This is a genomic window from Dyella sp. 01N36, assembly GCF_056399745.1.
Genome location: NZ_JBFTRY010000242.1, coordinates 1 through 4469, shown reverse-complemented (window position 1 = coordinate 4469; position 4469 = coordinate 1). Strand labels below are relative to the sequence as shown.

The window sequence follows — 4469 nt, the reverse complement described above, 5'->3', positions numbered from 1 at the left end:
CATCAACGCGAAAACCTTTCTGCTGGCATGGACGGGCAACTGTCCAAGGAAGAATTGCGCTTTCTGCTGCGCCGGCTCGATCACGATGCGTCGCTGCAGCAGGAGTGGTCCCGCTATCACGTCGCCCGTGACGGTCTGCGTCGCGAGTTGCCGGCGCTGGCCTCCGCGGATTTTGCTACCCGCGTGATGCAGGCGATCGAGCGCGAAGGCGTCACCGTGCAGCAGGGCAAGCGGCGGCATTGGCTGCACTGGTCTGCCGGCGGCGCGATTGCCGCTGGCGTGGCTGTGGCCGCGCTGATGGTGGCCCAGCCGGCCGGGCAGGGCGCTGATCGTCTCTCGCCGCAAGTCGCTTCGGCAGCGGCTCCGGCCGCACAAGGCAACACCCAGGTCGCGCAGGCGGAATCGCCGGCCGTGGCGCCGCCGGGGCTCAACGTCTATTCCGAAGTGCCGTACAAGATGAGCCAGCAGGCCTCGGCCACGCTGGAGGGTGACAGTGGCACGCCGCTGTATTCGCGCAACAGCCTCACGCCCTACCGCGTCGCACGCTATCCGGTCGTCAGCAATGGCGATGGCCGCTACCTGCTGCTGATTCACCCGGACCAGCAGCCCGCGCAGTCCGCCGCCGGACCGCAATGATCCCAGGCCGTGTGTCCCTTGCCGCGGCCTGATCGTTCCCTTTCACCCATCCATGCCTGCCTGATCTGCGGGCTGGCATGGTGTGCCCGAGACGCAGAAGGAGAGTAGTGCATGAATCGACTTGTCTTGCGGACGCTGTCGTGCAGCGTCTTGATGAGCTTGGCCCTGGCCGGCGGCGTGCAGGCCCAGAGCGCGGCGCCGGCGATGTCGGGCCTGCCCGATTTCACCGGCATCGTGCAGAAGAACGCGCCCTCGGTGGTGCACGTCGAGGCCAAGTTCAACGGCAAGAAGCAGACGAAGGCCCGTCAGGGCGCGCGTGGCATGCCCGATGCGCCGGACGATGACGACGATCCGCAGATGGACATGCTGCGGCGCTTCTTCGGCATGCCGATGATGCCTTCGCCGGAAGAGCAGCAGCACACTTCGCTGGGCTCGGGTTTCATCATCTCCGGTGATGGCTATGTGCTCACCAATAATCACGTGGTGGACGGCGCCGACACGGTGACCGTGCGCCTGCAGGATCGCCGCGTGCTCACGGCCAAGGTGGTGGGCAGCGATCCGCAATACGACATTGCACTGCTCAAGGTGGACCCGAAGGGCGGCCTGTCGCCGGTGTCGATTGGCGACTCGCGCACGCTCAAGCCGGGCCAGTGGGTGTTGGCGATCGGTTCGCCGTTCGGTTTTGATTACACCGTGACGCAAGGCATCGTCAGTGCGGTGGGACGCAACCTGGGCAGCCAGGATCAGCCGTATACCTCGTTCATCCAGACCGACGTGCCGATCAATCGCGGCAATTCGGGCGGTCCGTTGTTCGACCTGCAGGGCCGCGTGGTCGGCGTCAATTCGCAGATCTATTCCAATACCGGCGGCTACCAGGGCGTGGCCTTCTCCATTCCGATCGACGTGGCCATGAACGTGGTCAAGCAGATCAAGGAGAAGGGTTATGTGTCGCGCGGCCAGCTGGGCGTGATGGTGCAGCAGGTCAGCGACGACATGGTCAAGGCGCTGAAGCTCGACAATGCGAGCGGCGCGGCCGTGACGCAGGTGAACAAGGGCAGCGCTGCCGACAAGGCGGGCATCCGTCCAGGCGATGTGATCCTTGCGTACAACGGCCAGAGCATCAATCAAAGTGCGGACCTGCCGCCGCTGGTGGGCCAGACGCCCCCGGGCAGCAAGGCCACCCTTGAGATACTGCGTGACGGCAAACGCGAGAATGTGCCGGTCACAGTGGCGGAAATGCCGCGCGACAAGAACGCCAAGATGGCCGCCGCCGACACAGAGCAGCCGGCGGCCAAGGCGGCGGCCAGCGCCCTGGGCCTGTCCGTTCAGGATCTTGACGGCGACAGTCGCCAGCAGCTTGGCCTCAAGGCTGGCGAAGGCGTGGGTATCAGCCAGGTGAGCGGTGCGGTGGCGACGCGGGCCGGCTTGCAGCCGGGCGACGTGATTCTGATGGTCAACCAGACCAAGGTGGGCACGGCAGCGGCTTTCCGCGAGGCCACCAAGGGCGCGAAGCCGGGCGATACCGTGCTTTTGCTGGTCCGCCATGGCGACCAGAGTGGATTCATCGGGCTGACCGTGCCCGGTGGCAAAGACGACTGACGTCACCGTGGCGGCGATGGCAGTCGCCGCGCGGTGACGGGTCGTGTTCCGGTCGCGTAGGGCCGGAACCAGCGGAGCGATGGGCGCTTGGGCCACCATCGCTCTTTTGGGAGGGATCGCGTGACGCCTCGCAACGAGGCGTTCCGATCTCGCTTATCCCCTTGAGATAGCCCGCTTTTCCCGATGCCCGAAGTGGCACGGTTCCATGCGATAATGCTGGGTTCGTGTGACCATCCCGGTCATGCGCTGCCTGCGCGTACCGCAGATCAGTGAACGCCGCTAGCGTGCTCCATGGAACTGATTCGAAATTTCTCCATCATTGCCCATATCGATCACGGCAAGTCCACCTTGGCGGACCGCATCATCCAGATCTGCGGCGGCTTGACCGAACGCGAGATGGAGGCGCAGGTGCTCGACAATAATCCGATCGAGCGCGAACGCGGCATCACCATCAAGGCGCAGTCGGTGTCGCTGCCGTACACGGCGCGCGACGGCAAGACGTATCAACTCAATTTCATCGACACCCCGGGACACGTCGACTTCTCTTATGAAGTCAGCCGCTCGCTGGCTGCGTGCGAAGGCGCGCTGCTGGTGGTGGACGCTGCGCAAGGCGTGGAAGCGCAGTCGGTGGCCAACTGTTACACCGCAGTGGAGATGGGGCTGGAGGTCGTGCCGGTCCTCAACAAGATCGACTTGCCGACGGCCGACCCGGAGAAAGTGAAGGGCGAGATCGAGGCGGTGATCGGCATCGATGCCGACGACGCCGTTGCGGTGAGCGCCAAGACCGGCCAGAACGTGGTGGAAGTGCTCGAGGCGATCGTCGCTCGCATTCCGCCGCCGAAGGTGGGCGATACCGATCGCCTGCAGGCGCTGATCATCGACTCCTGGTTCGACAATTATCTGGGTGTGGTCTCGCTGGTCCGCGTGATGCAGGGCGAGATCAAGCCGGGCGACAAGCTGCTGGTGATGTCCACCGGCCGCTCGCATGAAGTGAGCGAAGTGGGTGTATTCACGCCCAAGCGCAAGAAGCTCGACAAGCTGTCCCCGGGCGAAGTGGGCTGGATCAATGCGTCGATCAAGGACGTGCACGGCGCGCCCGTGGGCGACACGCTGACGCTGGCGRCCAAGCCCGCCGAGAAGCCGCTGGCTGGCTTCCAGACCATGCAGCCGCGCGTGTTCGCCGGTTTGTTTCCGGTATCGGCCGACGACTATCCGGCGCTGCGCGAGGCGCTCGACAAGCTGCGCCTGAATGACGCCGCGATGTTCTTCGAGCCGGAGAGCTCCGAGGCCATGGGCTTTGGTTTTCGTTGCGGCTTCCTCGGCATGCTGCACATGGAGATCGTGCAGGAGCGCCTGGAGCGCGAGTACGACCTGGACCTGATCAGCACGGCGCCGACCGTGGTGTACGAGGTGCTCAAGAGCGACGGCTCGATCTTGATGCTGGACAATCCGGCCAAGCTGCCGGCGTCGCATCTGATGCAGGAAATCCGCGAGCCCATCATCGTCGCCAGCATCCTCACGCCGGCCGACTACATCGGCAACATCATCACGCTGTGCGAGGAAAAGCGCGGCGTGCAGCGCTCCATCCAGTACCTGGCCACCCAGGTGCAGATCASCTATGARMTGCCGMTSGCCGAAGTKGTGCTSGACTTCTTCGAYMRSCTGAAGTCGGTGTCGCGTGGCTATGCATCGATGGACTATCACTTCGWGCGCTTCGAAGCCGGCCCGTTCGTGCGCGTGGACGTGCTGATCAATGGCGACCGGGTGGATGCGTTGAGCCTGATCGTGCACCGTGTCCATGCCGAGCGCCGTGGTCGCGACCTGGTCGAGCGCATGAAGGATCTGATTCCGCGCCAGCAGTTTGACGTGGCCATCCAGGCGGCCATTGGTGCTCAGATCGTCGCGCGCTCCACCGTGAAGGCGCTGCGAAAGAATGTGCTGGCCAAATGCTACGGCGGCGACGTCAGCCGCAAGAAGAAGCTGCTGGAGAAGCAGAAGGAAGGCAAGAAGCGCATGAAGCAGGTGGGCCGTGTGGAGATTCCGCAGGAAGCCTTCCTTGCCGTCCTGAAGGTGGATAAGTAAAGCTGAGCTTGTTGCAGCGATGGCGGGACGCCTTCTGGCGCCCGACCGATCGATGGTTCCCTGTCACACCCTCGTTCCACTGCTCCTGAGGAGCTTTCAATGGATTTTGATTTTTCGGCGATTCTGCTTGGCCTGACTGTGCTGTTCGGCGT

At 64.0% G+C, this 4469-nt stretch carries 3 protein-coding genes; all 3 read left to right on the top strand.

The features are described 5' to 3' along the window. Positions 1–636 (top strand): sigma-E factor negative regulatory protein (locus tag AC1DMG_RS20100; protein WP_477180978.1); only part of this gene is annotated, 636 nt, incomplete at its 5' end. A gap of 111 nt (positions 637–747) precedes the next feature. Then, entirely contained in the window at positions 748–2235 is a 1488-nt protein-coding gene (locus AC1DMG_RS20095) for a Do family serine endopeptidase (RefSeq protein WP_441603236.1), read from the top strand. A 291-nt stretch (positions 2236–2526) separates the two neighbouring features. Next, complete coding sequence (gene lepA / locus AC1DMG_RS20090) at positions 2527–4317, top strand: translation elongation factor 4 (protein WP_477180977.1); 1791 nt, start codon at positions 2527–2529, stop codon at positions 4315–4317. The last annotated feature ends 152 nt before the right edge of the window (positions 4318–4469 follow it).

Bases quoted from the DNA above. Each gene is read 5' to 3' on its own strand.
- AC1DMG_RS20095 (WP_441603236.1), top strand. From the start codon at position 748: ATGAATCGACTTGTCTTGCGGACGCTGTCGTGCAGCGTCTTGATGAGC.